The following is a 24,024-nucleotide window of genomic DNA, read 5'->3' as shown; positions in this document are numbered from 1 at the left end:
ACGGACCCAGAACCTGAATCTTCATGGGTTTCCTCCGTACGTCGTCGAAATCCTCAACCTGACTGCAGCCCGCCACGGGCCCCTGCACTACAACCGCAAAAACACCCTCCCTTCCACACCACAACCCCGAACCCAGCCCCCCACCCACCCCCGACAGCAACCCCCCACCAACCCCCGGAAAGACACACCAGAAACAACACATGAGACGAAAGAAACGAGGACAAAAGACTGAAGACCCAAGGGCGAAGGGCGAGAGTGAGAGCGAGGGACAGGGAGTAAGGGAACGAGGGGCGAGCGATGCGAGGTTGCGGGTGAGGGGGTGTCAGGCGGCGTGCCCCGCCCGCACATTAAGCGCCCCAGACCAGGCACACATGAGCTGAAGTGAAACCCACACAACAGACAGGAGAACGTTGTCCCCACCCCCCACCGCCCGCCACCACCCCCACCCACGAACCGGCCGCACCGCACCGGACCCGCAGACCATCCCCGGAGGCGCCGCACCGGGGGGCGCCGTACGGAGGCGCCGTACCCGGGGGCGCCGTACCGGGGCGGAGGGGGGCGGCCGGGCCGGGGAGGAAACCCGGCGGCCCCACCCCACGCACCCCGAGGGGCGACAGCCCACCAGCCGCAGGCCGGGAACACACGGACGCACCGGCTAACCGGTCGCCGCCAGATGCCCCCCGCCCCCGGACGACGGCGCCGCAACCTCCTGCCCCGCACTCAAAATAGACCGCTGCAAACGCCGCAACCGCGCCGAAGGCTCCAGCCCCAGATCCCGCACCAACGTCGCCCGAAGCCGCTGATACACCGCCAACGCCTCCCCCCGCCGCCCCGAACGATGCAACGCCAGCATGAACTGCGCATGCAAACTCTCATGCGTGCGATACCCGTTCACCAGCACCGTCAACTCCGACAACAACTCCCGATGCCGGCCCAACCGCAGATCCGCCTCAATCCGCCGGTCCAACGCACACAACCGGCTCTCATCCAACCGCTTGATCTCCATCTGCAACTGCGGCCCCGCCTGCACATCAGCAAACGCCGTCCCCGACCACAAACCCAACGCCTCACGCAACTGCCGCGCCGCCCCCACCCAATCCCCCCCATCCATCGCCCGATACCCCGCCCCCGCCAACCCCTCAAACACCCGCACATCACTCAACCCCGCACCCGCCACCAACAAATACCCACCCGGCATCGTCACCAGCACATCCTTCGCCCGCACCCGCCCACCCACCCCACCAGCCACCGAAGCAGAAACACAGGCAGAAGCCGGGACGGACACAGAGGCGGACACAGAAGCAGAAGCGGAAGCCGAGACCGAGGCCGAGACAGAAGCGGGAGCAGAAGCGGAGGCAGAGACGGAGGGAGCGAAGGAGGAGGCAGAAGCGGCAGCAGAGGCAGAGACGGAAGCGGAAGGGGCGGCAGGAGCGGAAACAGAGAGGGAAGCGGCAGCAGCAGAGGCGGCCGCAGCAGAGGCGGAGGCGGCACCGACAACATCAGGAAGGACGCCACCCACAGGCACCACGCCAGGAACAACACCAACAGCGGTCCCGACACCGGGGACAGCACCAGCAGGAGCGGCGGGAACGGGGACACCGGCGGCCCCCGCACCGGGGACAGTAACGGCGGGACCAGCGGGGACGGCGCCAGGGACAGCCGCACCGGAGACGGCTCCAGCGCCAGGGGCACCCTGATCCAGCGCCGCAGCAATCAACTCACGCAACTGCAGCACATACGTCTGCAACGTCGTACGCGCACTCCGCGGCGGCGCACCCCCCCACAACTCCTCCGTCAACACCGACACCGGCACCATCCGCCCCGCATGCAACGCCAGCAACGCCAACACCTGCCGCGGCTTCGGCGCCGTCGGCGTGATCGAACGACCATTCACCCGCACCGCCAACGCACCCAGCACCTCGATGTCCACAGCGCCCCCCCGAAACATGGTTGATGCCGCTCACCCGGGGGACACCCCCCTACCGCACCCCGATTCAAATAGATTCCCCCCACCCTGTCAATAGAAAACCGCGTAGCTGGTTTCTACCGCACCCCCACCCACCCACCACCCACCCTCCAACCCCCCACCCACCACCCCTCAAGCCACCCTCAAGACACCACCACCCCCACCACACACCCCCAGCCCACCACCCCCACGCCAGATCAACCGAACCAATGGCCAACCGACCAAGCCAGCCCGCCCCGGCCACCCGCACCTAGCGCCAAACCGCCTCAGCGGTTTCGTAGAAGCATCGGCATACCCCGCATACCCGGTATACGGCGCCGATTTGTGGTGTCGGGTGCCCGCCAACCGGATCCTGCCCCTGGAGCGGATGGCGGGACGGATCCCGGCTCTCGCCCATCCACGCCCACACCACCACGCCCACCGCACGCACCGTGATCCAGTCACGGTGCGTGCGGTGGCCCATCAGCTACACGGCAGCACAACAGCACAGCCCCAGCCGCGAAGGCGAGGGTCACGGACCGAGGCACTCCTCCAAGAAGCCGCGGCTCACCGGGTGCTGGGGCTCGGTGTCGAAGACCTGGCCGCCGACGACGGCCAGCATGTGCCGCATGGCGTCGTACTGGCTCTCGTAGTCCTTGTCCCGCCCGGCGGCACGGGTCTCCGTGGCCAAGTCCTTGGCCACGTCCTCAGGGTGCTTGTCCCAGTCGGCGAACAGGTAGCGCTGCCAGGCCGACCCCTTGGAGGGTGCCGTGCCCAGAAGGCGGCGTAGTCGCCGCCCGGCAGCAGTGTGACATCAGCCTTCGCGCGGGTCATCGCGTCGAGCAGGGGGCGGGGGACGGGCCCGGTGTGCGGGGACTTCACCACGAACACCCGCAGGCGCCGCCCCGCGCGGGCCGCCGCGGCGGCGGCCCGGAGCAGGCCGTCGCGATGACGGTCGATCCGGCCGTCGTCGACCGAGATCACCCGGACGAGGCTCTCGCCATTGTTCTCCACGGTCCTGGTGACAGCGTCCCCGCCACGGCTGTAGCCCGCGATCCAGAGCAGCGGGTCCACCCGCAGCGGCACGGAGGAGCCGCCGTGGAACGCGATGGGTGCGAGTCCGCGCACGGACAGCGGCTGTCCGCGTCCGCCGAGCGCCCCGGTCGACCAGAGCAGCGCCACTGCCTGGGCGATGTGCGGCGCGAGTCCCGCGCGCATCGTGTGGTTGTAGGCGCCGTCGACGCCGCCCGCGGCGGGCCAGGGCATCAGCAGCACCCGCTGCTCGAGGTTGTCCGCCTCCTTCAGCCGGGCCGCGGAGCGTGCCAACTGGTGCTCCAGGGCGACGAGCAGATTCAGCATGTGCTTGCTCGGGAAGGTCTGCGGTCCGCCCTCTTCCTCCTCGTCCTCGGACCTACGGAAGTGGTCCAGGAGCCAGATGTCGTACGGGGAGTAATAGCCGATGCCCTAGGCCTGTGACCGGTTACGCCCCTGGAGCAGATACCGAGCGAGCTGTTCCATGCCCAACAGGCCCTGTACGGGGGAGGTCAGACCCTTTTCGCTGTCCGACGGGTAGGGGTAGGCACTGATGACGGGGCGGTAGAAGACCGCGCCGCCGATCCGGGTCTGCGCGGGGAGCGGGCCCATCGCGATGGGCGGCAGAGCCGCGAACCAGACCAGTGGCACGCCCCAGGTGCTGGCCAGCACGCGCAGCCGGGTGGACTGCCCGGCGCAGTCCGGATCGAGGTACCAGGAGTTGAAGTGCCACTGGCGGTAGGCGGCCGGGGAGCCCAGCACTCCCTTGCGGAGCGTCGGCTTGTGGTGCAGCTCCCACCACAGACCGGTGATGTCGAGGAAGTCGGCGGCAACGCGCAGGTCGAGTCGCATCGGCGTCTTGGCAGGGACGTCGAAGACCGCGCCGGTGCCGTCCTGCGAGATCGGTTCCACGGACCGGCCTGTGCCGCTCTGCCACCAGTCGGGGAAGGGCGGGTCCAGGTGGATCTGCGCCACCGCCCCCTGGAGCAGGAAGCAGCCAGCTCCTCGTCAGTCCGCTGCCCTCCTGCTACACGCTCGGATCGCGGCCGAGAGATATAGACCGTGTCCTGTGTGGTGAGGCGGGGTAGACCCCCAACATCGGCCAGGGGACGTGGAGTTGGATTGTTTCGGACGGGCTGCGGGAGACTCGAGGAATGGCTCCAACTTGCCTGACCGGACCCACATTTGACGCGCTCAATGTCTTCCTGCTGACGTGCGTGCTGTTTATGCAGTCCGGCCTCGGCTTCACGCCCGGGCAGTTCGCCCCGGCGTCCGTCGCCATCTCCCTCGGCGGTGTGGCCGGCGCCATGCTGGCCTCCAAGTGGGCGGGCCACCACCTGCGGCGCGTGCCGCAGGTCGGAGCCGTACCGATCGCTCTCACGCTCGCGGGCTACCAGCTGCTGGTCTCCGCCCAGCAGACCGAGACGCCGTTCGTGGCCGCTGTCGCTCCGATGATCCTCGTCGCGGCTGGTTTCGGCATGGTCGGCGCGGGTCTCGCCGGGCTCACCCTCAGCCAGGTCGGCCACGAGGACGCAGGGTCACGCAGCGGGGCTGTTCACCACCGCCATGCAGCTCGGCACCGCACTCGGTATCGCGACGCCCTCCGTGGTGTTCTTCAACCACGCCCCCGCGGGCAGCCACGGCACCACCGTGACCAGTGCCTTCGCGGGCAGCGTCTGGTACGTCATCGCCGCGGTCGCGGTGATGTGGACGCTGATGTTCCGGCTCCCCAAGCCGGTCAAGGCCGCCTGGCCCGCCGCCGGGCCCGCCCTCGCCGGGCGGGCCCGGTTCCCTTTTCCGTACCTTCGCCTCCGCCAACGGAGCCCGCGTGGATCTCGGCGGACGTCGCCGAGATCTTCCGTGACCTGAAGAACCTCAAGATGGCCCTTGCCTGGAACGAGCAGGCCGCCGCAATGCCGACCGGGGTGTTCACCCGCTCCGTCGGCATGCACCTCGCCATCGTCGGAACCGCACACCTACGTCCGCCTCTTCCCGGTTCCCTTCCGGCTCCTCGAGCAGGAAAGCCAGTTCGCCAAATACGCGATCATCGAGGTCGACGTACGCCGTTACCACCACGAACGCCGACCCGAGATCCTGCGCCCGAACCCGGACACCCTCAAGGTCATCAACAGGATCGGCACGGGCGACGGCGGCATGAACGCTACTCGATCATCCGTCCGCTGATCGCCCCGTCGCTGTGCGCCATCAAGCAGGAGCAGGAGAAGCACGGAACGTCCCTCGGACTCTTTTGCCCAGCGGCGGCCACCATCGACTTCAGCCTTGTGCCCGCCGAGCTCTGGCCCCCTTCCAAAGCGGTCCTGGCCGACCGGATGGATCTCCTCGACCGGGAACTGCGCCAACTGGAGTGGGTGCCGCTGGAGTTCCGCTACCGCTTCCGCCTGGGTCGGCATGCGGGGCTGCCTGCGTCGGCTGGAAGAATCCTGAGACTCAGCAGCGGTCAACGCGCATAGGGCGCATTGGTCTCGCCCGCGATGGCGTCGAAGGCGCGCAGGGCGGGCTCGGACATCTCCTCACGCCAGCGCAGGTCCAGCACGATCGCCGGTGGGTGGCCGAGGTAGTAGGCGCGCTCGGTGCGCTTCAGATTGACGGGCTGGCCCGTGGCCCGTGCGGCGCGTTCCCGCGCCACGATGTACTGAGTGCCCGCGTTGCCGCCCAACGGATGCTGGACGCTGAGCCAAGGGTCGAGTATCGCGGGAAGGAAGGAGAAGCCCAGTGTCGCGCTCAAGTGGGACAGGACGTCTTCGGGGTGGGTGGCGACGTCCTCGTAGTGCACCCGGCTGACGACGCCGGGCCAGCGGGCCGCAAGATCCTCTGTCCGGCGCATCTGGGCGACCCACTCCGCAGCCAGCTCCGCGGGGCGGGCGTCGGGGTACTTGCGCAGGAGGGAGTTGACCACCGCCCGGCCATCGCGGGCCAGCACCACCAGATGACGGTGGACGGCGCCGGGCAGCAGCGCCGTCTGCTGATCGATCCAGCCGCCCGCTTTTGTGGAGTCCACGACGAAGGGGCGGCCGCAGCGCCGGGCCAGCACCTCGTAGAGGTCGGGGCCGGTGCTCGGCAGCGGGTCGCCCCACACGGGACAACCGTCGGTGCAGAAGTTGCAGCCGACGGTCCGCCCCTGTGCGTCGGTGGTGCCGAGGCGGGTGCTGTTCCACGCCTCGCCGACGAAGCAGACCGCCGGATGCGCACCCAGCATCAGCCCGAGCAGCGTGGTGCCGGAGTGCCCGGCCCCCATGATGAAGATCACCGTCTTGTTGCGCCGCTCACTGTTCATCACTTCACTGTTCGTCACTTCAGAGCACCTCCGTCGCCGGGGTCGAGGAACCGGTCACCGATCTTGTGACAGCTTGTGGAGTTCCGCGAACAACTCGCCTCGCTCGAGGAGTGCATCGAAGGTCCCCTCCTCTGCGATGCTCCCCCCGGCCAGCACGATGATGCGGTCGGCGACGCGGGTGTTGGTGAGGTTGTGCGTGACGAACACGGCGGTCCGGCCTTCGGCCAGCGTCTTGAAGCGGCTGATCACCCGGTGTTCGGCACGCGGATCCATCGCGGAAGTGGGCTCGTCGAGGACCAGGACGCCGGCCTCTCGGTAGCAGGCGCGGGCGACGGCGAGGCGCTGCCACTGACCGCCCGAGAGATCATGCCCGCCCCAGAACGACTTGGCCAGCAGTGTGTCGAGACCGTTCGGTAGTCCGGCCAGCACGCTGTCCGCGCCGGCCTCGCGGGCGGCAGCGTGCACGAGGCCGTCCCCTCCGCGGGCCTGACCGAGCGTGATGTTCTCCCTCGCGGCCATCGGCCACTTGGTGTAGTCCTGGGGCACCAGACCGACACGCGACCAGACCGAGTGCGGATCTGCCTGGGCCAGATCGATGCCGTCCCAGCTGACCGTGCCGTGTGTGGGCAGGTAGAGGCCGGTGAGGAGGTGGGCGAGAGTCGTCTTGCCGGAACCGTTCTCACCCACCAGGGCGACGACTTCACCGCTGCGCAGGGTCAGGCTGATGTCGTGAACCGCAAAGGCGTTCACCGGGCTGCCGGGGTGACGGTAGGACACTCGGTGGGCGCGGATCTCCCGGGGACCGGCCGAGTCGATCGCCAGCGGTCCACGCGTGGCGCGCAGGGTGTCGGCGAGAGCCAGGAAGTCCCGCCAGTCCTGGAGGTGGAGCGAGGTACGGAACAGCCGGGCGCTCGCCACCACCAGGGAGTTGAGCGCGCCGGTGGAAGAGCGGACGGCGACCACGGCCGTGACGGCGACCGCGAGCGCGATGGTGCCGTTCATCGTCAACAGCCCGACGGTGAGCCAGGTGAGGGTGAGCATGATGCCGGTCCCGGCCGCTCCGCCGAGTGTCACCAGCAGCACTCTGGGTGCGGCCGCCCGGTGCCTGGTCCTGATCCGCGTCGCGACTTGGGCATACCACTGGCGCAGGAACGCGGCCATGGTGCCGGCCCTGACCTCGGCGGCCGTCCGACGGTCCGTGCTGTGCTGGCGCAGGATGTAGCGCAGTCGGTTGTCGGCGAGGCTGGTGTGAGCGGTGCGGTGGGCGATACGGGCCGCGCCCAGAGCGGCCGCTCCCTTGGGAAGCATCGCGAGAACCAGCAGCGGCAGCAGCAGGGGGTTCAGCAGCGTGAGGACGGTCGCCGCGGCCGTCAACTGCGCCACCGCGGACATCAGTTGCTGCGCGTCGGCGATCAGATCCTGGGTGGCCATCGCCCCCAGCCCGGCGGCCTGGAGCGAGTCGTTGAACTCCGGCTGGTCGTACGCGGTCAGCTCGACCTCCGGGGTCTTGGCGAGGATACGTTCCTCGGCGAGGGCGGTCACCTCCGGTCCCAGTTTCACGGCCGCGTACTGGGAGACCGCGTCCGACGCCGCCCGGGTCGCGGCCGCCCCCGCCGCGATGAGCAGAGCCGGCACCGCGGCGTGCAGCCGCTCGGTGGCCTGGCCCTGCCCGACAAGGGCTCCGATCACCTGGGCGGTCGCGGCCAGGACCACCGCGGCGGAGGCAGCCGCGAGCAGCTGCGCCACCAGCAGTTGGAGGGCCGCCCACCGGTCGGCGGCCCAGCTCAACCGGGCGGCGGCCGCGATGGTGGCGGGCAGACGAGCCGCCATCTGCACCAGACCCGCCGCCGCGACGTGGTCGTGATGCGGGTCGTCCCAGCCCAGGCGCAGTTCGGGCTGTTGAGCGGAGGTCGAGGGAGCATCGGGCACCCGGGTCATCCTGCCGTCACTCCCGGTGCCGCACGGGGACACCGCTCCGGGCCGCACCTCTCCGGGCGCGGAAACCCCACGTGCGGATGACAGTGCGGATGACAGTGCGGTGGAGGATTTCACACTCTCGGGAACGGTCCAGGTGGAATCGGCTGGCCGAGAAAGGGGGCCAGCTTCTCCCAGCCCTCGCCCGCGCAGATGTCCAGTGTCAGCAGATCCCCGGGGCGTCGAGCGAAGTGACGCTGTACGCGGACGAGTTGTTCCTGGTAGACCCGAGCCAATCGGGCCGGGTCGAAGGTCTCCCCGCCACAGATCCGCGTACGGAACAGATACGCCGCCTCTCTGTGGGCGGCCCGCACGGCCGCGGGCGCCTTCGTCGGCCAGCCGGTGTCCCAGAGCCGCTCCACCGCACGCAACCAGCTCTCCGTCTCCCGTACGGTGACGACGAACCGAGCCCGCGGATGCCGCGCGTCCAGTGCCGTCAGGGACGCGAGTGCGAAGACGCTCGTCAGGCCGTCGTAGTGCCGCAGCGCCGGAAAGTCACCGTCCCCGCGGCGCAGGGCCGCCTGGTCCGCCGCGCCCAGCGGGTAGTGGGCGAGGTCGAAACCGAGCAGGTGGAGGGCCTCGACCAGGCTCCGGGTCGCTGTACCGGGCAGGCCGAGGGAAAATACCTTGGGCCGGTCGGCGGCGGGGCCAAGGGTCTGCGGGGCGCGGGCCACGGCCTTCCGGACCTTGGCCATGGTCAGCCGAGGACGGCTGGGCAAGCGCAGCTCTCCGACCACGCGGGCCGCCAGTTCGGGCAGGCCGTCGAGGTACTGGCCCAGCGCGTGCGGGGTGACATCGGCGGGTACCACCGAGCGGCTGTACCGTACCGCCCTTCTGGCGACCACGAAGTCCAGGTCGTCCCCCCAGCGCAGCAGGGCCGACTGCAGCACCGCGTGTGCGCTTTCGGTACGGCTGCGCACCTCGCGCAGAGCGTACTTGGCGAAGACGTCGTGATAGTGCTGGAAGTGGTCGTGCAGGATGTGGAAGCCCTTCAGCTGCACATCGGGCTGGAGATGACGTCGGGCGAGGTGCCGCCGGAACGCCTCGGGCCGCAGCATCGGCCCGCGCCCCGCCGCTGGTGCCTCCGCCTCGACATCCACCTCCCGCATCGCCCGCACCAGGTCGGTTCGGGTGATGTGCACCCCGCAGTGGACCCGGCCGCGGAACCGGTCGTGCACAAAGCAGTCGACGTATGCCAGGTCGTTGGCGTCGAGAAAGGGCCTCATGTCCTCGAGGATCAGGCAGTCGGCGTCGACGTGGACGACGTGCGAGGCGTCGCCGTGGTCGATGTGCACCTGGCGGTCCACGGCACGGGCGAGCGGCCGGATGTTCTCCGCGATGTGAACCCGGCGTGGGCGGATGTGCCGGATCGCGAGGCCGAGAGCGAGGTGGGTGGTGCGCTCACCGACCGTGCGGAGTACCAGGTCGACCGCACGGCCGACGGGCGGTGACCAGTCGCCGGGGAGGGTGCGGATCTCGCCGCTCACGGCCGGTCCTGGGCGGAAGAGGGCCGGTTGACGTTCGGGAAGGGGCCATCGGGGACCTCCTTGCCCAGGAAGGGGGCCAGCCGTTCATAGCCCTCGCCCCCTGCGATGTCGAGAACGAGCAGGTCGTCGTCCCGGCCCGCGAAGTGGTGCAGCACCTGCTCGACGTGGCGGCGGTGAACGCGGGCGAACCGTTCCGGGTTGAATTCGAGACACCCGTAGACGGCAGCACGCAGGAAGCGCTGCATGTCCCGATATCCCTCGCCAAGGTCGGTTTTGCTGTCCACCGGTCGTGCCCAGTGCGTCGCGCACGAGCGCAGCCAGGCCTGCTCCTCCCGGACCGTCAGGATGAATTTGGCTCCGGGCCAGTCGAGATCGAGTTCCTCGTAGTACGGAACCACGCTGATGTCGGTGATCCCGTCATGGTCCGCCAGCACCGGAAAGCGCCCGGTGCCCGCGACCAGGGCCCGGTAGGTGGCGGAGTCGGAGGGGTAGTGCACGGTGTCGAAACCCAGGGTGCGCAGCGCGGCGGTCAGCGAGCGGGTGCCGGTGCGCGAAAGGCCGATACCGAAGACCTTGGGACGAGGCCGGGAGCGGTGCGGTGCCGCACCGGGAATACCACCGGTCACGTGACACCCCTCCGCAGGTCTCGCGGGCCGGTGCTTCCGGACTCGGGCCGACGCGCCAGATCGATGGCGGCCTGGTCGGCCATCGCCGCCAGGCCCTCGTCCAGCTCCGTGCGGGGCCGATATCCGAACGCCCGCGCCGCCAGGGCGATGTCGGCCGCGGTGTGCCGGGCCTCGCCACGGCTGCCGGGCCGTGGATCGAGGTTCACCGGGCCGACGAGACGCTCGACGGCCGCGATCGCCTGCTTCATGGACACCGGGGCGTCACCGCCGAGGTTGGCCACTCCGGCGAAAGAGGAATCGGCCGCGTCCCGCATCGCCGTGACGACATCGTGCACGTAGGTGAAGTCGCGGATCTGCTCGCCGTTCCCGTAGAGCGGGAAGGGGCCGCCGGTCACGGCCGCTTCGATCAGCCTGGCCAGGGCCATGTCGGGCCTCTGCCGTGGGCCGTACACGCTGAACAGGCGTAGTGACACCGCGGGCAGGCCATAGGTGATCCGATAGATCTCGCACAGATGTTCCGCCGACAGCTTGGTCACGCCGTACGGGGTGAGCGGCCGGGGGCACACCGACTCGTCCGTGGGGATGACCGGGGCGTCGCCGTACACGGAGGAACTGGAGGCGTAGACGAACTTGCGCACCGGTCGGTCCCGCACTGCTTCCAGGAGTCTTTGCGAGGCGAGCACATTGCGACGGGCATACAGCTCGAAGTCTTTTCCCCATGAGGGCCGTACGCCTGGTTGACCGGCCAGGTGGTAGACGACGTCCGCTCCGTCGAGGAGGGATTCGAGAGCGGCTTCCAGCAGGTCCACGCGGTGGAAGGTGAAGGACGGGTGCGGGATCAGGTCGCGCAGGTTTCGTTCCTTCAGTGCCGGGTCGTAGTAGTCGGTGAGCACGTCGATACCGAGGACGCTGTCACCGGCCGCGAGCAGGTGAGCGCAGAGGTGGGAGCCGATGAAGCCAGCGGCGCCGGTCACCACGGCCCGCGTCAAGGCCGCGACCTGGTTGTGTCGCCGAGCCCTGCCAGCACCCGGTCGGCCCGGATCCGCCAGGTGTGCCGGTCGTGGAGCTGCCGTCGTGCCTCACCGCCCAGGGTGGCGCGCAGATGTACATCACCGACGAGCCTCTTGACCGCGGCCGCCCAGGCTTCGGCGGATTCCGGCGGGCAGAGCAGGCAGTTGACTCCGTCGGTCAGAATCTCCCGGAGTACCGGCAGATCCGAGGCAATGACTGCCTTGCCGTAGGACATGTACTCGAACAGCTTCATCGGGGATACCCAACGGCTGATCTCGCCCACGCCTCCGGCACAGTACGTCCTGCGCTGGTAAGGCGCCAGGACGATGTCGAACGCACGCTGGTAGGGGGCCAGCTCGGCAGGCGGGAGATGCCCGTGGAAGTAGACGTTGGAGCGTGTGCAGCGGCTCTGCCAGTGGGCACGGTCGGCCGCGGTGCCGCCGACCAGGTGGAAGTCGGCCTCGGGTACGCGGGCGGCGAGTTCGAGAATGACGTCGGTGCCCCGCCCCGGGTACAGATGACCGACGTAGCCGATCTTCGGTACCTCCGGACGGCCCGGCAGGTCTGCCACCGGCCCGTCGGACGGGGCCGGGTCGGCACAGTCATGAGCCGTCACCAGATCCGCCCACCGCGACGAGTCGAGCTCCGGAAAGACACGACGGTAGTCGTCGGCGAGCGCCTGGGACACAAAAACCACGCGGCGCAGGTTCCTTCTGCGGAACAGGACGTCTTCGATCCTCCGGACGATCCGCCGCGACCACATCAGATGGGTCTCGTACACCAGAGGGGCCAGGCCCGACGAGACGAGCAGGGCGCGCAGGTCTCGTCCGTACAGCAGGTCGGGGGTGCCCCGTCGGCGCAGGTCGACGCGGATCCGCCAGGCACGGATCCATATGCCCGCGCCCGGCAGCGCGGGCTGGGCGATACTCCGCACCTCGAAACGATTGCGGGTGCCGTAGTAGCGGTGCAGGTCACCGGCGGGCACGGTTCCCGGCAGTGCGTAGAGGACGACCTCGTGCCCCGCGTCGGTGAAGGCATCGCACATCCGCATGACGTGGACGCCGTTCGCGTAGACGGAGGGGATGCTGCCGGAGTGCAGGTAGGCGATCCGCATGGCTGGATGGGCCTCCGGGATGCTGGTGAGGGACGTCCATGCTGCGCAGCACGGCCTCGTCGGCACAATGCCCGCCCACCGGGCGCCGTGGCACGCGGGGGCGCACAGCAGCGCACGGGCAGGCAGGGCCTCGCCCTTGCCAGCCAGATTTGACGGTCCGACAGAGTGCCTGCCGCCTCACGCGTCACCCGCGCATCGACAAGGCCGGTCACCGGAACGCTGTTCGCCTGTTCCCGGCAATTGCGGGCGGGCCGGAGCACGGAAACCCGGGGCTGTCCGGTTCCCGCACTGGCCGTGCCTCTGCCGATGGTGTGCCGTCCCGCCCTGCGGTACTTCTGATCAGGGCGTCATCCGACGCTGCCGGGCCCGAGCACAGCCGTGGAGGACATCGTGGAGAACGAAGACATCGAGCAGGTCACCGAGGAGCTTCCCGAGTACGCGCTCATGATCGACATTCCGGACCAGGACTGAGCGGTCCGGACAGGTCGCACCCGCCCGTCGTGCCGGTGCTCCTGCAAGGCGAGCTTCGTTCCGTCGGAGCCCCGCGCGCTCACCGCACCGGCCCACGGCCCGGCGATTTCACCGTGCGGGTTGCCGGCCGCCCGGCGCGCGGGGCGCTGTCCCCCGAAGGGCCGGCCTTGTCGGCCACGACACCAGCCCTCACCCGGGCAAGGAGTGAACGCGTGGAGGTGAGCAGTTGCTGCGAGTAGCACCCGACACGCGCGAGGCGGTGCGAGATGAGGGAGCGGTCCATCGCGTGGTCTGTTCCGTCCTGACGGCGGCGGGACTCCCCGCGCCACCGCAGGCGCATCCCGCCGTGGTGGCCGCCGCGTTCACCCTTCAGACGGAGCCAGGACTCGCTCCTTCGGCGATCTTGCGCAGCATGCGTGACACCAAGGCCCGCGAGAGCCTGGCGCCCGCCGAGCCGTCCCCCCACCTCATCCGCTCGGTGACCCGCGCACTGTCCGCTCTGCCGACCGGAGCCCACGCCCCCGGGGGCTCCCGCGTGGCGTCCTGGCAGCGACCGGACCGGGCCGTGCTCGACGAGAGCGTCGCGCAGCTGGCGGCCGCCTGGCCGCTGATGCTGAGCGAACTGCGCGTCGGTGTCGCGCAAGTGGCTCTCCTGGAGGGCCCGGCGATCGACGGCTTCACCGACTTCGCCACTCATGGCGCGATCTACGTCAACCGGTCGCGGCTGCGCACCAGTCCCCGGGGGCTGCCCGGTCCGGTGCGGTGCGCGGAGGCACTGGTGCACGAAGGCACCCACACCCGCTGCAACGCCGCCCAGCTGAGCGCTCCCTTCCTCACCCCGGCCGCGGGCTCCGCGCATCCCGTCCGCACCCCCCTGCGCGCCGATCCCCGGCCTGTGGCTGGGCTGTTCCAGCAAATGGTCGTCCTGGCCCGGAGCAGCGCGCTCTACGCGCTGCTTCTCGGCGGCGACACCACGGCCGCGGACGCGCTGGACGCCCGCCGGGCCCTGCTGACGAAGAGGGCGCGGCAGGCGATCGGCACCCTGCGAGACCGTACCTCACTGCTCACCGGACACGGGCTGACCGTGCTGGAGGAGTGTGCCGCCCTGCTGAGGACCGTCGCCGTCTGACCCGACACCCCGGAGCCACGCCGATGCCACAGCCCGCAGCTCCCTCCTCACCCACCGCGTGGGAGCCCCAGGTCTTCGTACCGTTCCCCATCGAACCCGCGGTGTTCTTCGGGCGGGTCGCCGCCCGCAGCGCGCTGTTCGCCTCCACGGACAGCGCCGGGGGCGACCACGTCCTGATCGGCAGCGCTTCGGGGGCACACCCCGACGACGTCGCCGTACGGGCCCGCGGCGAGCTGCTGGAGCGCCTGGGCAACGTGCTGGCGGCCCGCGCCGCCGAGGAGTCCTGCGCTCTCCTCGCCGATCACGCCGAGCTGGTCCGTCGAGGCGCTCCCGCTCTGGACCCCGCGCCCTGGTCCGGGCCGGCCACCCGAAGCGTGCGCCAGCAGTGGGTCACCGGGCGCTCCCTGCTCTCCGGTTCGGAAGTACTGGTTCCGGCAGGTCTGGCCTACCTGCAGCACCGTCCGCCCACGGGTTGCGCGGCACCCGACCGGGCCGGCTCCACGGGCCTCGCGGCCCACCCCGACCCGGGCACCGCCGTCGAGCATGCCGCCTGGGAGACACTCGAACGCGATCTGCTCCGCCTGAGCTGGCAGGATCCGGCACGGCATCCGCCCCGCCACCGACCCGTACACGACGAACTGCCCCTCCCCCTGCGCCGCATATGCGAGCACCTCGGACTGCGGGCGACCGCCTTCACCCTGCCCGCGCCCGGCTCCCACGCCGTCGCGGTCTGTCTGCACACGCCCGAGCACCGCGAGCAGACGTTCGGTGCTCGTTGCGGCCCTCCAGGGCAGGGTGCGGAGCTCATCGCCCGCGCGGCCCACGAGGCGCTCATGGTGCGCTGGAGCATGAGCACGTCGGCGGCCCGACGGGTCCGTGGGCGGTCCCTACCCGGCGACAGACCGGTCTCCGCGGTCGAGCACGCGGTGTGGACGTATCTCGGCTGCCAGGACGCGATGGCGCGTTGGCTGCCGCACACCACGGCAGACCGGTGCCCGAGAAGGCAGGGGCCGGTGGACCCTGTGCGCCTGCTCTCCGAGCACACCGGCCAGGACGTGATCGCGGTCGACACGACCCCCACCGCGTTCGCCGCCTCCGGTACGGCCGTCGTCCGGCTGATCGCCCCCGGCGCCCTGCCGCTGCCGTCCGTCTCTCCCACCGGCTCGCGCGTTCCGCCGCACCCCTTCGGCTGAACCACTCACAGAGGAGCAGCATGCCCCCGAGTCCCGATTACGCCGTGGACCTGGCCGACCACTACGACGACTGGTTCACCCCACCGACGGCCACCACCGACGCGACGGTGTCCCTGCTCGACCGGCTGGCGTCGACCGCACCGGAGGGGCCATTCCTCGAACTGGGCATCGGCACAGGGCGGGTAGCCCTTCCGCTCGCCGCGCTCGGGCACGACCTCCACGGTATCGATGCCGCGCAGGCCATGGTCGAACAACTCCGCGCCAAGTCCGGGGGAGCCGAAATCGCCATCAGCATCGGCGACTTCTCCGATGTGGACCACGACGGCCGGTTCGGGGTGATCTACGTGGTCAACGGCACGTTCTCCGAGCTGACCTCCCAGGAAGCGCAGATCCACTGCCTGTCCCGGGCCGCGGCGCGGTTGCTCCCGGGCGGGCTCTTCGTCCTGGACGCGCATCTTCCGGAGGCCCTGGCTGCCGGAGCCGGGGCCGATGCCCAGCCCATCCGGGCGGCCAGCGGCGACCCGGTCACGCGTAGCCGCCGGATTCACCCGGCGACCCAGCGCTACACCTCCGACTACAAGGTCGTCCACAACGGCGAGGTCCGCCACATTCAAGTGGCCTTTCGCTACGCCTCCCCCGGCGAACTCGACCTGATGGCCGGGATGGCCGGCCTGCGACTGCGCCAACGGTTCGGCGGCTGGTCCGGGGGCCCGTTCACCGACAGCAGCAACTACCACGTCAGCGTGTACGAGCTGCCCGTATGAGCGCGCCTGACGTGCCCCATGGGGCTCGTGACCCAGAGGCGTACCTGCGCAACAATCGCGAACTGTGGCGCCTGTGGACGCCATTGAAGGCCGCGTCGACCCAGTACGACCTGGCCGGTTTCCGGGTCGGCGGCTCACGCATGCGCGCACTTGAACGTGCTGAGGTCGGCGAGGTCCGCGGCCGCTCGCTGCTGCACCTGCAGTGCCATGTCGGCATCGACACACTCTCCTGGGCGCGGCTGGGTGCTCAGGTGACCGGTGTCGACTTCGCCGCCGAGGGCGTGGCGACGGCGCGCTCCCTGGCCGCCGACATCGACCCGTCGGCGGTCTTCGTGGAGGCGGATGTCCTGGCGCTGCCCGACCATTTGGACGGCCATTTCGACATCGTCTACACCTCCCACGGTGTGCTGGGCTGGCTGCCCGATCTGCGCCGCTGGGCCGAGGTCGTGTCCCACTTCATCGCACCGGGCGGCTTCGTCTACGTCTTCGAGTCCCATCCCGCGGCCTGGATGCTCGACAACCGCCTCGACACAGCCGAACTACGCCTCCGCTACTCGTATTTCGGTGAGCCGGAGCCTCTTTCCTTCGAGTACCGCAGTCCAACAGCTGTACCGGACCGGGTGGTGCCGGGAGTCGAATACGCCTGGGGACACTCACTCGGCGAGATCGTCAGCACCCTGGCGTCCGCGGGACTGACCATCGAATTCCTTCACGAATGGCCCCTCGTGGCTTGGCGAATGCTCCCCTGCATGGTGGAGCACGACGACTACTGGTGGCGGCTGCCGGATGGTCTGCCGTCCATGCCTCTTTCCTTCTCTCTCCGCGCTTCCAAGCCGTCCGCCCGACATCAGGTCTGAGACAGGGAGAAGCAGCTTGCCCGCCGTGACCTCACACCGCTCACTCGACGAGCTCGATCTCCGCCACGTCCTCGACGGCGGGATCGTGGTGGTCCGGGACGGTCTCGCACAGCTCACCTCCACAGGGTCATGGACCCGGGCCGCACTGGGGGCCATCGCCTCCGTCGTCTCGCCGGAGGCCGCCGAGCAGGTGGCGGAGCGAGGGTTGGAGCACATCCACACCGTCGCCGACATCGATCAGTTGCGCGCCATCCGCGACGACCTTGACCGTCGGCTCAGGCCCGCCGCACGTCACCTGCTGCTGCGCTTCACCGACCTGCTCCCGCCGCAGAGCCGCAAGGTGTACGTCAGCGACCACTTGGGTGTGCGGATCATGCCCCCAAGGACCACTGTCCACGGCCGGGAAGAAGAACTGGGTGGGTACACCGGCTTCATGATCCCGACCGGCGCCCACGTGGACTCGTGGTTCAACACAGCCGTCAATTCCGTCAACCTCTGGATGGGCCTCAGCCGGGTCCGTCGGGACAACGGCCTGCTCATCTGGCCCGGGGCATATCGGCGCTCGCTGCTCCACGAGGGGGTACGGCTGCTCCCCGGCCAAGCGGTCGGCGAACCGGTGGAAGTCCAGCTCAACCCAGGTGACTTACTGCTCTTCGCAGGCGACCATCTTCATGCCACTCGTCCCAACAGTGGGCCGGAGACCCGGTGGGTGGTCACCAAGCGCATCTGCCTCGGCCCGCCCCGCTACCACCCGCGCGCCACCGGCTGGGTTCCGTACCTCGACCCGCGACTGCTCGGCACACCGCTTCGCCCCCTGGCACCGCTGCGGTCGGTTCTGACCACTGGACGCGCCCGCCAACTCGTTCGTCAGACCCGCCGCCGTCTCAACTCGCGCGATGCTTGAGCACCGGCGCAGCAGCCCGAGCGCAGGCAGATGACCTTCCCAAGTCAGCTGCCCCAGAAGAGGGCGTTCATCGCTACGCGGGCGGGACCGTGCCGGCCCGGTCATTCCTGGGCCGTTCGGGCACTTTCCGATACCAGGGCGGGTAGAACCGGTGGTTATCTCGTTGCGATTTTCGTGCGTCCAGCCCTCGGTGGCGCCGGTTTCGGAGGACCACACTCGGTGGTCCGCCGACAGCCCCCTCGCGGACAGACCTACTTTCCACTCGGCCGCCGCTCCGACGACGGTCCGGTCGGTTCCCTGATCGGACTGCGGGTTTACACCCGTCCAGTCGAGGAGGTCGGATCCCAGCCTCATCTCCCGACACTGGGTGGGCTCTCACGGATCGACGGCCTCAACCGGCAGAAGTGGAAACGTCGGTCCTGCGGAGCGGGAGCCCACGGTCAGCGGATCTATGACTGGGCCCGCATCGAGGTGCGACCCTGGAACCGCCCCGACCGCCGCCGCTGGGTGATCGCCCACCGCAGCCTCAGCCGAGCCCACGAGATTTCCTACCACATTGCCTACTGCCCCGCCGAGACCACGCTCGACCAGCTCATTCATGTCGCGGGCAGCCGGTGGGCCATCGAGGAATGCTTCCAAGCCGCCAAGCAGGAATACGGCCTGGACGACTACCAGGTCCGCCGCTACCCCGGCTGGCACCGCCACATGACCCTGGCCATGGCTGCCCACGCCTGCCTCACCGTCCTGCGAGCCCGCCAGCTGGACACAGACAAAGCAGAAACGGGTCCCCCCGGCACATCCACCTCAGCCTCGCCGAAATCAGACGTCTGATCACGCGGTTGGCCAACCCAAGACCCGTGACCGTCGAGCACATCCTGCACTGGTCAACCTGGCGTCGAGGACGCCAACACCAAGCCCGCATCAGCCACTACAAGCGACGCGGACACAGCCCCTGACCTGGCCAACAGTCACGGCAAACACCGTTGCAGCACTAAAGCCTGTTGCGGCAGGCTGTGAGCTGGGCATCTTCTGAGTATGGCTGTGGTGTTGAGGGCTGAGCGGGTGCTGTTGGTTGCCGCGTAGCACCGCACGAACCTCATCATGCGGTAGTTGGCGCCGCTGTTCGGGGTCTCGTCGGCCACCAGGAGCAACCGTCGCCAGGGCCCGGGCTCACGGGCGCCGAGCACAGGGAGGTCCCCGCCTCGCACAGCGGCGAAAAAACTCGAACAGCGGCTCGGGCCGCTTGTCGATGTGTGCCGCGGCCTCAAGGAGCACGGGGTCGGCGACCGAGACGGGCCATCTCCACGCCCGGCAGCTGGAAGCGCGCGACGGGCCCGTACTCCTGGTGCAGCCACAGCTGGTAGGTGTGCAGCCCCCGGCCTCCGCGATGGCCCCCACCCCGCCGTCCGCCCTCGGTTCGGGTCCAGGAATGCGCATGGCGTGCTCCCTCTGTGCGTGATGCGGCGGATGTCTACGACGCGGCTCCCTTGGCGTCCACCACGCCGCCGATGACCAGCAGGATGACGGGGAAGACGATCAGCAGGAAAGCCATGGTCCAGCCCATCTTCGCCGTTGTCTTGATCGCGACCTTCCTGCAGAGCAGGGCCACGGGCACCAGGTAGAGGAACGCGGCGAAGAAGGCCAAGTACAGAAAGCCCATGAGGATTTCTCCCTAGACGTACGGAGGGGGACGGGCCGGCCGGTGCGGGCCTGTCCGTCCCCCTCTTCGTGCATCGGATCAGTCGGCGGTCATGCGCTCACTCACCCACTCCGGGTCACCGGGTGAGGTTTTCGGTGAATTTGTTCGCCGGCTCGTCACAGTGCACCACACTGCCGGGACGGTTCCCCGGCCCGTCCCCGAGGAACGGAACGGGGGCGTCCACGCCCCACGGATTGCCGCCGCTGCCCCGGTGGTAGGCGGAGCAGGAGGCGTAGGCGTTGCCGTTCGGCGCGGTGGCGGGGAAGTTGGAGAAGTTCCGCCAGTCGCCGCCGCTGATGCGGTGGTTCGACTTCCGGCCGAGGTTGTCGGTCAGCCGGTCGTCCACGTACAGATAGAGGTCCGGCATGTACGACTGGAAGACGATGCCGTCGGACGGGTTGGCGTCCTTGTTCTTCTGCAGGTGCGTCGGCTTCACGGAGCCGTCGGCGCAGAAGGCGGCGGCGACGTCCTGCCAGATCGGCGGGGCGTTGCCGATCATGGAGCCGAACATGTTGTTGTTCCACTTCCCGGTGTTCTTGAAGAACATCGAGTAGACGTCCCCGGCGAACCGCCGCACGGTATGGTTGGCCGTTACCACTTGCGTCCCATGGCGTGGGCGACCGCGTGCCCGGGCAGGTCCAGGGAGCCGCGCTACAGGTTCGTGCCGCAGGACGACATCGTGCACCGCGCGCTGCCGTTGCGCGTCGTCCGGGACTACGCGGCCCGCCTCGCGGCACCGGCCTCCGATCAGAGGCGCCCAAGCGCATCGGCCCCTGATCCACTCCACACACCTCGGGCCCACGGCACAGCCTGCCTTCATTGTCATCTAAGCTGCACGGCGGCTCGTGGGGGCGGTGGATCCGCGCGCGCGTGGACAGACGACCCCGGGGAGAAGCGAGGGATGCCGGTGATCTGCGTCGGAGGCATGATCGGGATCGGTAAGACCAGTGTCGCCGAGCTGATCGCCAAGGATCTGGGCAGCCAGGTCTTCTACGAGAGCGTCGAGGACAACCCGATCCTGCCGCTCTTCTACACGGCGACGCCCGAGGAGATCCAGGCCAAGCGTTACCCCTTCCTTCTGCAGCTCTACTTCCTGCAGACGCGGTTCGCCGCGATCAAGGAGGCGTACAAGCAGGGTGACAGCGTTCTCGACCGCTCCATCTACGAGGACTGGTACTTCGCCAAGGTCAACCACGACCTGGGCCGCATCAGCTCCCTCGAGATGCAGGTGTACGAGGGTCTGCTCGACGAGATGATGCGCGAGATCGACGGCCTGCCCTACCGCAAGGCGCCGGACCTCATGATCTACCTGCAGGCGGACTTCGAGACCGTGCTGCACCGGATCGGCCTGCGGGGCCGCGCCTTCGAACAGGACGAGCATCTCGTCGAGTACTACCGGATCCTCTGGTCCGGCTACGACGACTGGGTTCACAAGCATTACTCGGCCAGCGAGGTTCTCGTCATCGACATGAACAACACCGACGTGGTGAATAACCCCGAGCACGCGGCCCGCGAGGTCAGGGATGCCCTGGCGCAGGCCGGACGCCCGGTGGTGTGATCTGCCGCGTGCGCGGGTGCGGCTTCCCACAGGGCGGCCACCACAACAGAGTGGCCGCAGCCGGATTGCTGCTGTCCGGCTGCGGCCACTCGATAAGCTGTCAGAGGGTGAGCATCACGGTGCCGCCGTCGAAGTAATTGCCCATATTCTTACGGATGGACACAGTGCCGTCGTTGATCACGTAGGCGAACAGGTCGGCCTTCTTGTCGCCGTTGGCATCGGCGAACCGCAGGACACCCATGTCCTTGCCGTCGACGAAGCGTCCCCAACCACTCGTCCACTCGGTGCCGCCGTCGAAGTACGTGCCCATGTTCTTACGGACGACAACCTTGCCGTCACGGCGATGCTCGACCAGATCAGCCTTGCCATCACCCGTCACGTCCGAGAAATACAGACGGCCCAGGTCCTTGCCGTCGACGAAGCGTCCCCAACCACTCGTCCACTCGGTGCCGCCGTCGAAGTGCGTACCCATGTTCTTACGGACGACGACCTTGCCGTCACGGCCGTGGACGACGAGGTCGGCCTTGCCGTCACCGGTGACGTCCGAGAAATACAGACGGCCCAGGTCCTTGCCGTCGACGAAGCGTCCCCAACCACTCGTCCACTCGGTGCCGCCGTCGAAGTACGTGCCCATGTTCTTACGGACGACAACCTTGCCGTCACGGCGATGCTCGACCAGATCAGCCTTGCCATCACCCGTCACGTCCGAGAAATACAGACGGCCCAGGTCCTTGCCGTCGACAAAGCGTCCCCAACCGGAGGACATGACCGTGCCGGGCGCGAAACGGCTGCCCAGGTTGCGGTGGTAGACCACATCACCGTTGGTGCGGTGGACGAGGAGGTCGGCCTTGCCGTCGCCGTCGATGTCGGCGGGATGGATCTGGTCACGGTGGCTGACGTCCTTGACCCAACCGGCCAGGTCGTCGACCCGTGCGTCCACCGCTTCGGTGCGTGTGGCCTGCGAACCGAGGCACCCGCCCTGCCAGGAACGACTGTGCAGCGAGACCAGTTCGGACTTGCCGCCCTTGACGCGGAGCAGGGGCCCACCGGCATCGCCCGCGCAGACCGACGCACCGTCCAGGCCGGTCAGGGCGGTGGTGGTGCTGTCCGTGGAATCCACCCGGAAGGACCCGGTGTGCAGCGCGTCCGGTACCCAGGTGGTCTTGGTGCGGCCGAACCCGGCGCCGGTCAGGGTCTCCCCCGCGGCGGGGGCTTCGCCGGCCACGGGCACCGGGGCGACGTCGGCGACGGGCTGCGCCAAGCGGACCATGGCGACGTCGCGGTCGTCACGCGGGACCACCTCGATGATGTCGATGCTCTGCTTGCCCACCGTGGCCGTGGACTTCAGAGCTGGTTTCCCGGCCGGAACGTCGGCGCCGGGAGTGGTCGCGAAGCAACTCGTCGCGGTGAGCAGCCACTGCTTGTTCACCACCGCGCCGGAGCAGCCGCGGAGGGGGTCCTTCCCGCCTATGTGGAGCTGCGCGGTGAAGGAGTGGTCGCCGGCCGGGGCCCGGTCGCCTGTCAGAGCGTGGGCGGCGGGTGCCGTGGCGAGCATCGCGATGGCCGGGGCACAGATGGTTGAGGCGAGAGCCGCCGCCAGGAGACGGGGCGCCCGCGCCGAGCGGGTCTTGCTGCCGGACACGTGTTTCGTTCCCTTGTTCGTGGACTGGTGAAGTGCTGCAGGGCGCGTCGAAGGCGTCGTGGAACTGCGGAGTGCCGCGTGCCCGCTGTGCGCGTGATGTCGGGCGGGGGCTACTTGGACGTGCGGATCTCCAGGAGGACGTGCTCACGCCCGCCCGGGTCGACGGTCTCGCCGACCGGCTTGAAGGTGTTCTTGTCGACCGCGACCGTCGACTGCTTGCCTTCGGCGCTCAACTTGAGATCGGCGTCCATGGCACTGGTCTTCACACCGTAAACGGCGGGGATCTCCATGGTGAGGTAGCCGGACGTGCCGGTGGTGCGGAAGCAGATGCTGTCGTTCCGCCGCGAGTAGACCTCCATCAGGCCGCTGGCGGAGCCGCACTCGGCGAGGGTGATGTGTCCGTCGCCGCGCTTGAGGACGATGCCCTTGTCCTTCAGGATCCGGTCGGCGTCGGGGTAGTTGAAGTCCTCGACCGCGTAGCCGGGCTGGCTGTCGGCGGCCGCGACCGCCTTGCTGCCGCCCGCCCGGGGCTGAGCCACGGCGTCGCGCGAGCCGGTCGAGGGGAACAGGGCGACGATCGCGACGGCACCGGCTGCCGCGGCAGCGCCGATGACGCAGATCCGCCGTATGGGATTCATCAAGTGATGTCCTCTTCATAAACGAGAAAGGGAAAGGGAAAGGGGAAGTCCGGTGGGATCTCTGCGTGCCCAGGAAAGTGGGAAGGGAAATTCTTGTGCATTCTCCGCCGGAAGCGATGTCAACACAATCATTCCCCTCGCAGAAAGTCCAGCCGGAGATGGCGGGGAAAGGCATGGGTCCCGCATGATCGGATGTGGAACCCATCACGCGGGGCGGGGCGTCACCCGATGAGGTATTTCCTGACCAGGAAAGCGAGCACGGCAGCAATTCCCAGGGATACGAAGACCACCGTCATATAGAGACCCGACGGCTGCTCCATCTCCTTGCCCGCAGCCTGAAGTTCTTCGTTCCTCTTGATCTGGGGACGGCCGAGGACGATGAGCAGTGCCAGGCCTGCCATGCACCAGGCGTACATCTCGAGGGACTCCGCCGCGCCGTAACCACGGGCTGCAGCGCTCCCCCAGATGCCGAGCGCTCCGATGCCGGCGGGAACGACGAAGAAGAGAGGCACCAGTGCCTTCTTCTTCGCTTTCCGGATGTACGGCAGCATGGCGAGGCCGGGGAGAAATGAAGACGCAGCCGCGAGCACCATCCACTGGCCGACGGAAAGGCCGGAACCGAACATGAAGAACTCTTTCGGACGGGAGGGGCGAATGGACGGGTGACGGTCGGGTACCGCCACCC

Annotated in this window: 21 protein-coding genes and 2 pseudogenes; 8 read left to right on the top strand and 15 right to left on the bottom strand. The window is 68.9% G+C overall.

Annotated features, from left to right (window positions below):
• Nucleotides 1-655 precede the first annotated feature (655 nt).
• The 4 genes and pseudogenes from ACZ69I_RS35340 to ACZ69I_RS35325 all read right to left on the bottom strand — a co-directional run bounded on the left by ACZ69I_RS35340 (nt 656) and on the right by ACZ69I_RS35325 (nt 3,952).
• Complete coding sequence (locus ACZ69I_RS35340; RefSeq protein ID WP_470836591.1) at nt 656-1,519, bottom strand: AfsR/SARP family transcriptional regulator; 864 nt, start codon at nt 1,517-1,519, stop codon at nt 656-658.
• 171 nt (nt 1,520-1,690) lie between these two features.
• Nucleotides 1,691-1,930, bottom strand: a pseudogene (locus tag ACZ69I_RS35335) (AfsR/SARP family transcriptional regulator); the annotation flags it as partial.
• A 582-nt stretch (nt 1,931-2,512) separates the two neighbouring features.
• Complete coding sequence (locus ACZ69I_RS35330) at nt 2,513-3,304, bottom strand: hypothetical protein (protein WP_467682424.1); 792 nt, start codon at nt 3,302-3,304, stop codon at nt 2,513-2,515.
• A 105-nt stretch (nt 3,305-3,409) separates the two neighbouring features.
• Entirely contained in the window at nt 3,410-3,952 is a 543-nt protein-coding gene (locus ACZ69I_RS35325; protein WP_470836587.1) for a hypothetical protein, read from the bottom strand.
• 179 nt (nt 3,953-4,131) lie between these two features.
• On the opposite strand from ACZ69I_RS35325, the gene ACZ69I_RS35320 reads away from it, so the two are divergent.
• On the top strand, nt 4,132-5,448 hold the full coding sequence (locus tag ACZ69I_RS35320; protein ID WP_470836586.1) for a hypothetical protein: 1,317 nt from the start codon (nt 4,132-4,134) through the stop codon (nt 5,446-5,448).
• Here the strand turns inward: ACZ69I_RS35320 and ACZ69I_RS35315 are convergent.
• The 6 genes from ACZ69I_RS35315 to ACZ69I_RS35290 all read right to left on the bottom strand — a co-directional run bounded on the left by ACZ69I_RS35315 (nt 5,436) and on the right by ACZ69I_RS35290 (nt 12,484).
• The gene (locus ACZ69I_RS35315) at nt 5,436-6,290 is read right to left on the bottom strand and encodes a sulfotransferase family protein (protein WP_470836585.1); all 855 of its coding nucleotides are present in this window, start codon (nt 6,288-6,290) and stop codon (nt 5,436-5,438) included. The two genes, ACZ69I_RS35320 and ACZ69I_RS35315, sit on opposite strands and share 13 nt — an antisense overlap.
• Nucleotides 6,291-6,326: 36 nt before the next feature.
• Nucleotides 6,327-8,201 carry an ATP-binding cassette domain-containing protein gene (locus ACZ69I_RS35310; protein ID WP_467682428.1) on the bottom strand — a complete coding sequence of 625 codons (1,875 nt, stop codon included), beginning with the start codon at nt 8,199-8,201 and terminating at the stop codon, nt 6,327-6,329.
• Between the two features lie 119 nt (nt 8,202-8,320).
• Entirely contained in the window at nt 8,321-9,733 is a 1,413-nt protein-coding gene (locus ACZ69I_RS35305) for a sulfotransferase (RefSeq protein ID WP_470836584.1), read from the bottom strand.
• Entirely contained in the window at nt 9,730-10,359 is a 630-nt protein-coding gene (locus ACZ69I_RS35300) for a sulfotransferase family protein (protein ID WP_470836583.1), read from the bottom strand. The genes ACZ69I_RS35305 and ACZ69I_RS35300 overlap by 4 nt, the downstream gene beginning before the upstream one ends.
• Nucleotides 10,356-11,333: an NAD-dependent epimerase/dehydratase family protein gene (locus ACZ69I_RS35295; RefSeq protein WP_470836582.1), complete on the bottom strand. Its 978-nt coding sequence runs from the start codon at nt 11,331-11,333 to the stop codon at nt 10,356-10,358. The genes ACZ69I_RS35300 and ACZ69I_RS35295 overlap by 4 nt, the downstream gene beginning before the upstream one ends.
• Before the next feature lie 11 nt (nt 11,334-11,344).
• Nucleotides 11,345-12,484, bottom strand: coding sequence for a glycosyltransferase family 4 protein (locus ACZ69I_RS35290; protein WP_470836580.1), 1,140 nt, complete (start codon nt 12,482-12,484; stop codon nt 11,345-11,347).
• Between the two features lie 883 nt (nt 12,485-13,367).
• On the opposite strand from ACZ69I_RS35290, the gene ACZ69I_RS35285 reads away from it, so the two are divergent.
• The 6 genes and pseudogenes from ACZ69I_RS35285 to ACZ69I_RS35260 form a co-directional block, all read left to right on the top strand.
• A complete protein-coding gene (locus ACZ69I_RS35285; protein WP_467682433.1) occupies nt 13,368-14,084 on the top strand; it encodes an aKG-HExxH-type peptide beta-hydroxylase in 717 nt (238 codons plus the stop codon).
• Between the two features lie 23 nt (nt 14,085-14,107).
• Nucleotides 14,108-15,277, top strand: a complete 1,170-nt coding sequence (locus tag ACZ69I_RS35280) for a YcaO-like family protein (RefSeq protein ID WP_467682434.1) — start codon at nt 14,108-14,110, stop codon at nt 15,275-15,277.
• Between the two features lie 20 nt (nt 15,278-15,297).
• Nucleotides 15,298-16,041 (top strand): class I SAM-dependent DNA methyltransferase, encoded by a 744-nt coding sequence (locus ACZ69I_RS35275; RefSeq protein ID WP_470836578.1) that lies wholly within the window; start codon nt 15,298-15,300, stop codon nt 16,039-16,041.
• Nucleotides 16,038-16,898 carry a class I SAM-dependent methyltransferase gene (locus tag ACZ69I_RS35270; protein ID WP_467682436.1) on the top strand — a complete coding sequence of 287 codons (861 nt, stop codon included), beginning with the start codon at nt 16,038-16,040 and terminating at the stop codon, nt 16,896-16,898. The genes ACZ69I_RS35275 and ACZ69I_RS35270 overlap by 4 nt, the downstream gene beginning before the upstream one ends.
• A 25-nt stretch (nt 16,899-16,923) precedes the next feature.
• On the top strand, nt 16,924-17,802 hold the full coding sequence (locus ACZ69I_RS35265; protein WP_467682437.1) for a phytanoyl-CoA dioxygenase family protein: 879 nt from the start codon (nt 16,924-16,926) through the stop codon (nt 17,800-17,802).
• A gap of 387 nt (nt 17,803-18,189) precedes the next feature.
• Nucleotides 18,190-18,633, top strand: a pseudogene (locus ACZ69I_RS35260) (IS701 family transposase); the annotation flags it as partial.
• Nucleotides 18,634-19,273: 640 nt separating this feature from the next.
• Here the strand turns inward: ACZ69I_RS35260 and ACZ69I_RS35255 are convergent.
• Together ACZ69I_RS35255 and ACZ69I_RS35250 are read right to left on the bottom strand one after the other, a co-directional pair.
• The gene (locus ACZ69I_RS35255; protein WP_268769297.1) at nt 19,274-19,462 is read right to left on the bottom strand and encodes a hypothetical protein; all 189 of its coding nucleotides are present in this window, start codon (nt 19,460-19,462) and stop codon (nt 19,274-19,276) included.
• Nucleotides 19,463-19,577: 115 nt separating this feature from the next.
• The gene (locus ACZ69I_RS35250; protein WP_470836577.1) at nt 19,578-20,078 is read right to left on the bottom strand and encodes a hypothetical protein; all 501 of its coding nucleotides are present in this window, start codon (nt 20,076-20,078) and stop codon (nt 19,578-19,580) included.
• 324 nt (nt 20,079-20,402) lie between these two features.
• Here ACZ69I_RS35250 and ACZ69I_RS35245 point away from each other — a divergent pair, with 324 nt between their 5' ends.
• A complete protein-coding gene (locus ACZ69I_RS35245; protein ID WP_470836576.1) occupies nt 20,403-21,059 on the top strand; it encodes a deoxynucleoside kinase in 657 nt (218 codons plus the stop codon).
• 100 nt (nt 21,060-21,159) lie between these two features.
• Here ACZ69I_RS35245 and ACZ69I_RS35240 read toward each other — a convergent pair whose 3' ends face one another.
• From ACZ69I_RS35240 to ACZ69I_RS35230, 3 genes are all read right to left on the bottom strand, one after another.
• Entirely contained in the window at nt 21,160-22,701 is a 1,542-nt protein-coding gene (locus ACZ69I_RS35240; RefSeq protein WP_470836575.1) for a trypsin-like serine protease, read from the bottom strand.
• Nucleotides 22,702-22,811: 110 nt separating this feature from the next.
• Nucleotides 22,812-23,339: a hypothetical protein gene (locus tag ACZ69I_RS35235; protein ID WP_470836574.1), complete on the bottom strand. Its 528-nt coding sequence runs from the start codon at nt 23,337-23,339 to the stop codon at nt 22,812-22,814.
• A gap of 221 nt (nt 23,340-23,560) precedes the next feature.
• Nucleotides 23,561-24,022 (bottom strand): hypothetical protein, encoded by a 462-nt coding sequence (locus tag ACZ69I_RS35230; RefSeq protein ID WP_470836573.1) that lies wholly within the window; start codon nt 24,020-24,022, stop codon nt 23,561-23,563.
• Between the last annotated feature and the right edge of the window lie 2 nt (nt 24,023-24,024).

The organism is Streptomyces sp. NPDC036815 (genome assembly GCF_055609205.1).
This window is presented reverse-complemented; position numbering and strand designations above follow the sequence as displayed.

What these genes read in the sequence shown, in the direction of transcription:
- ACZ69I_RS35280 (WP_467682434.1), top strand. Translation starts at nt 14,108, where the DNA reads ATGCCACAGCCCGCAGCTCCCTCCTCACCCACCGCGTGGGAGCCCCAG.
- ACZ69I_RS35290 (WP_470836580.1), bottom strand. Translation starts at nt 12,484, where the DNA reads ATGCGGATCGCCTACCTGCACTCCGGCAGCATCCCCTCCGTCTACGCG.
- ACZ69I_RS35275 (WP_470836578.1), top strand. Translation starts at nt 15,298, where the DNA reads ATGCCCCCGAGTCCCGATTACGCCGTGGACCTGGCCGACCACTACGAC.
- ACZ69I_RS35320 (WP_470836586.1), top strand. Translation starts at nt 4,132, where the DNA reads ATGGCTCCAACTTGCCTGACCGGACCCACATTTGACGCGCTCAATGTC.
- ACZ69I_RS35330 (WP_467682424.1), bottom strand. Translation starts at nt 3,304, where the DNA reads ATGCTGAATCTGCTCGTCGCCCTGGAGCACCAGTTGGCACGCTCCGCG.
- ACZ69I_RS35285 (WP_467682433.1), top strand. Translation starts at nt 13,368, where the DNA reads ATGCGTGACACCAAGGCCCGCGAGAGCCTGGCGCCCGCCGAGCCGTCC.
- ACZ69I_RS35245 (WP_470836576.1), top strand. Translation starts at nt 20,403, where the DNA reads ATGCCGGTGATCTGCGTCGGAGGCATGATCGGGATCGGTAAGACCAGT.
- ACZ69I_RS35270 (WP_467682436.1), top strand. Translation starts at nt 16,038, where the DNA reads ATGAGCGCGCCTGACGTGCCCCATGGGGCTCGTGACCCAGAGGCGTAC.
- ACZ69I_RS35255 (WP_268769297.1), bottom strand. Translation starts at nt 19,462, where the DNA reads ATGGGCTTTCTGTACTTGGCCTTCTTCGCCGCGTTCCTCTACCTGGTG.
- ACZ69I_RS35235 (WP_470836574.1), bottom strand. Translation starts at nt 23,339, where the DNA reads ATGAATCCCATACGGCGGATCTGCGTCATCGGCGCTGCCGCGGCAGCC.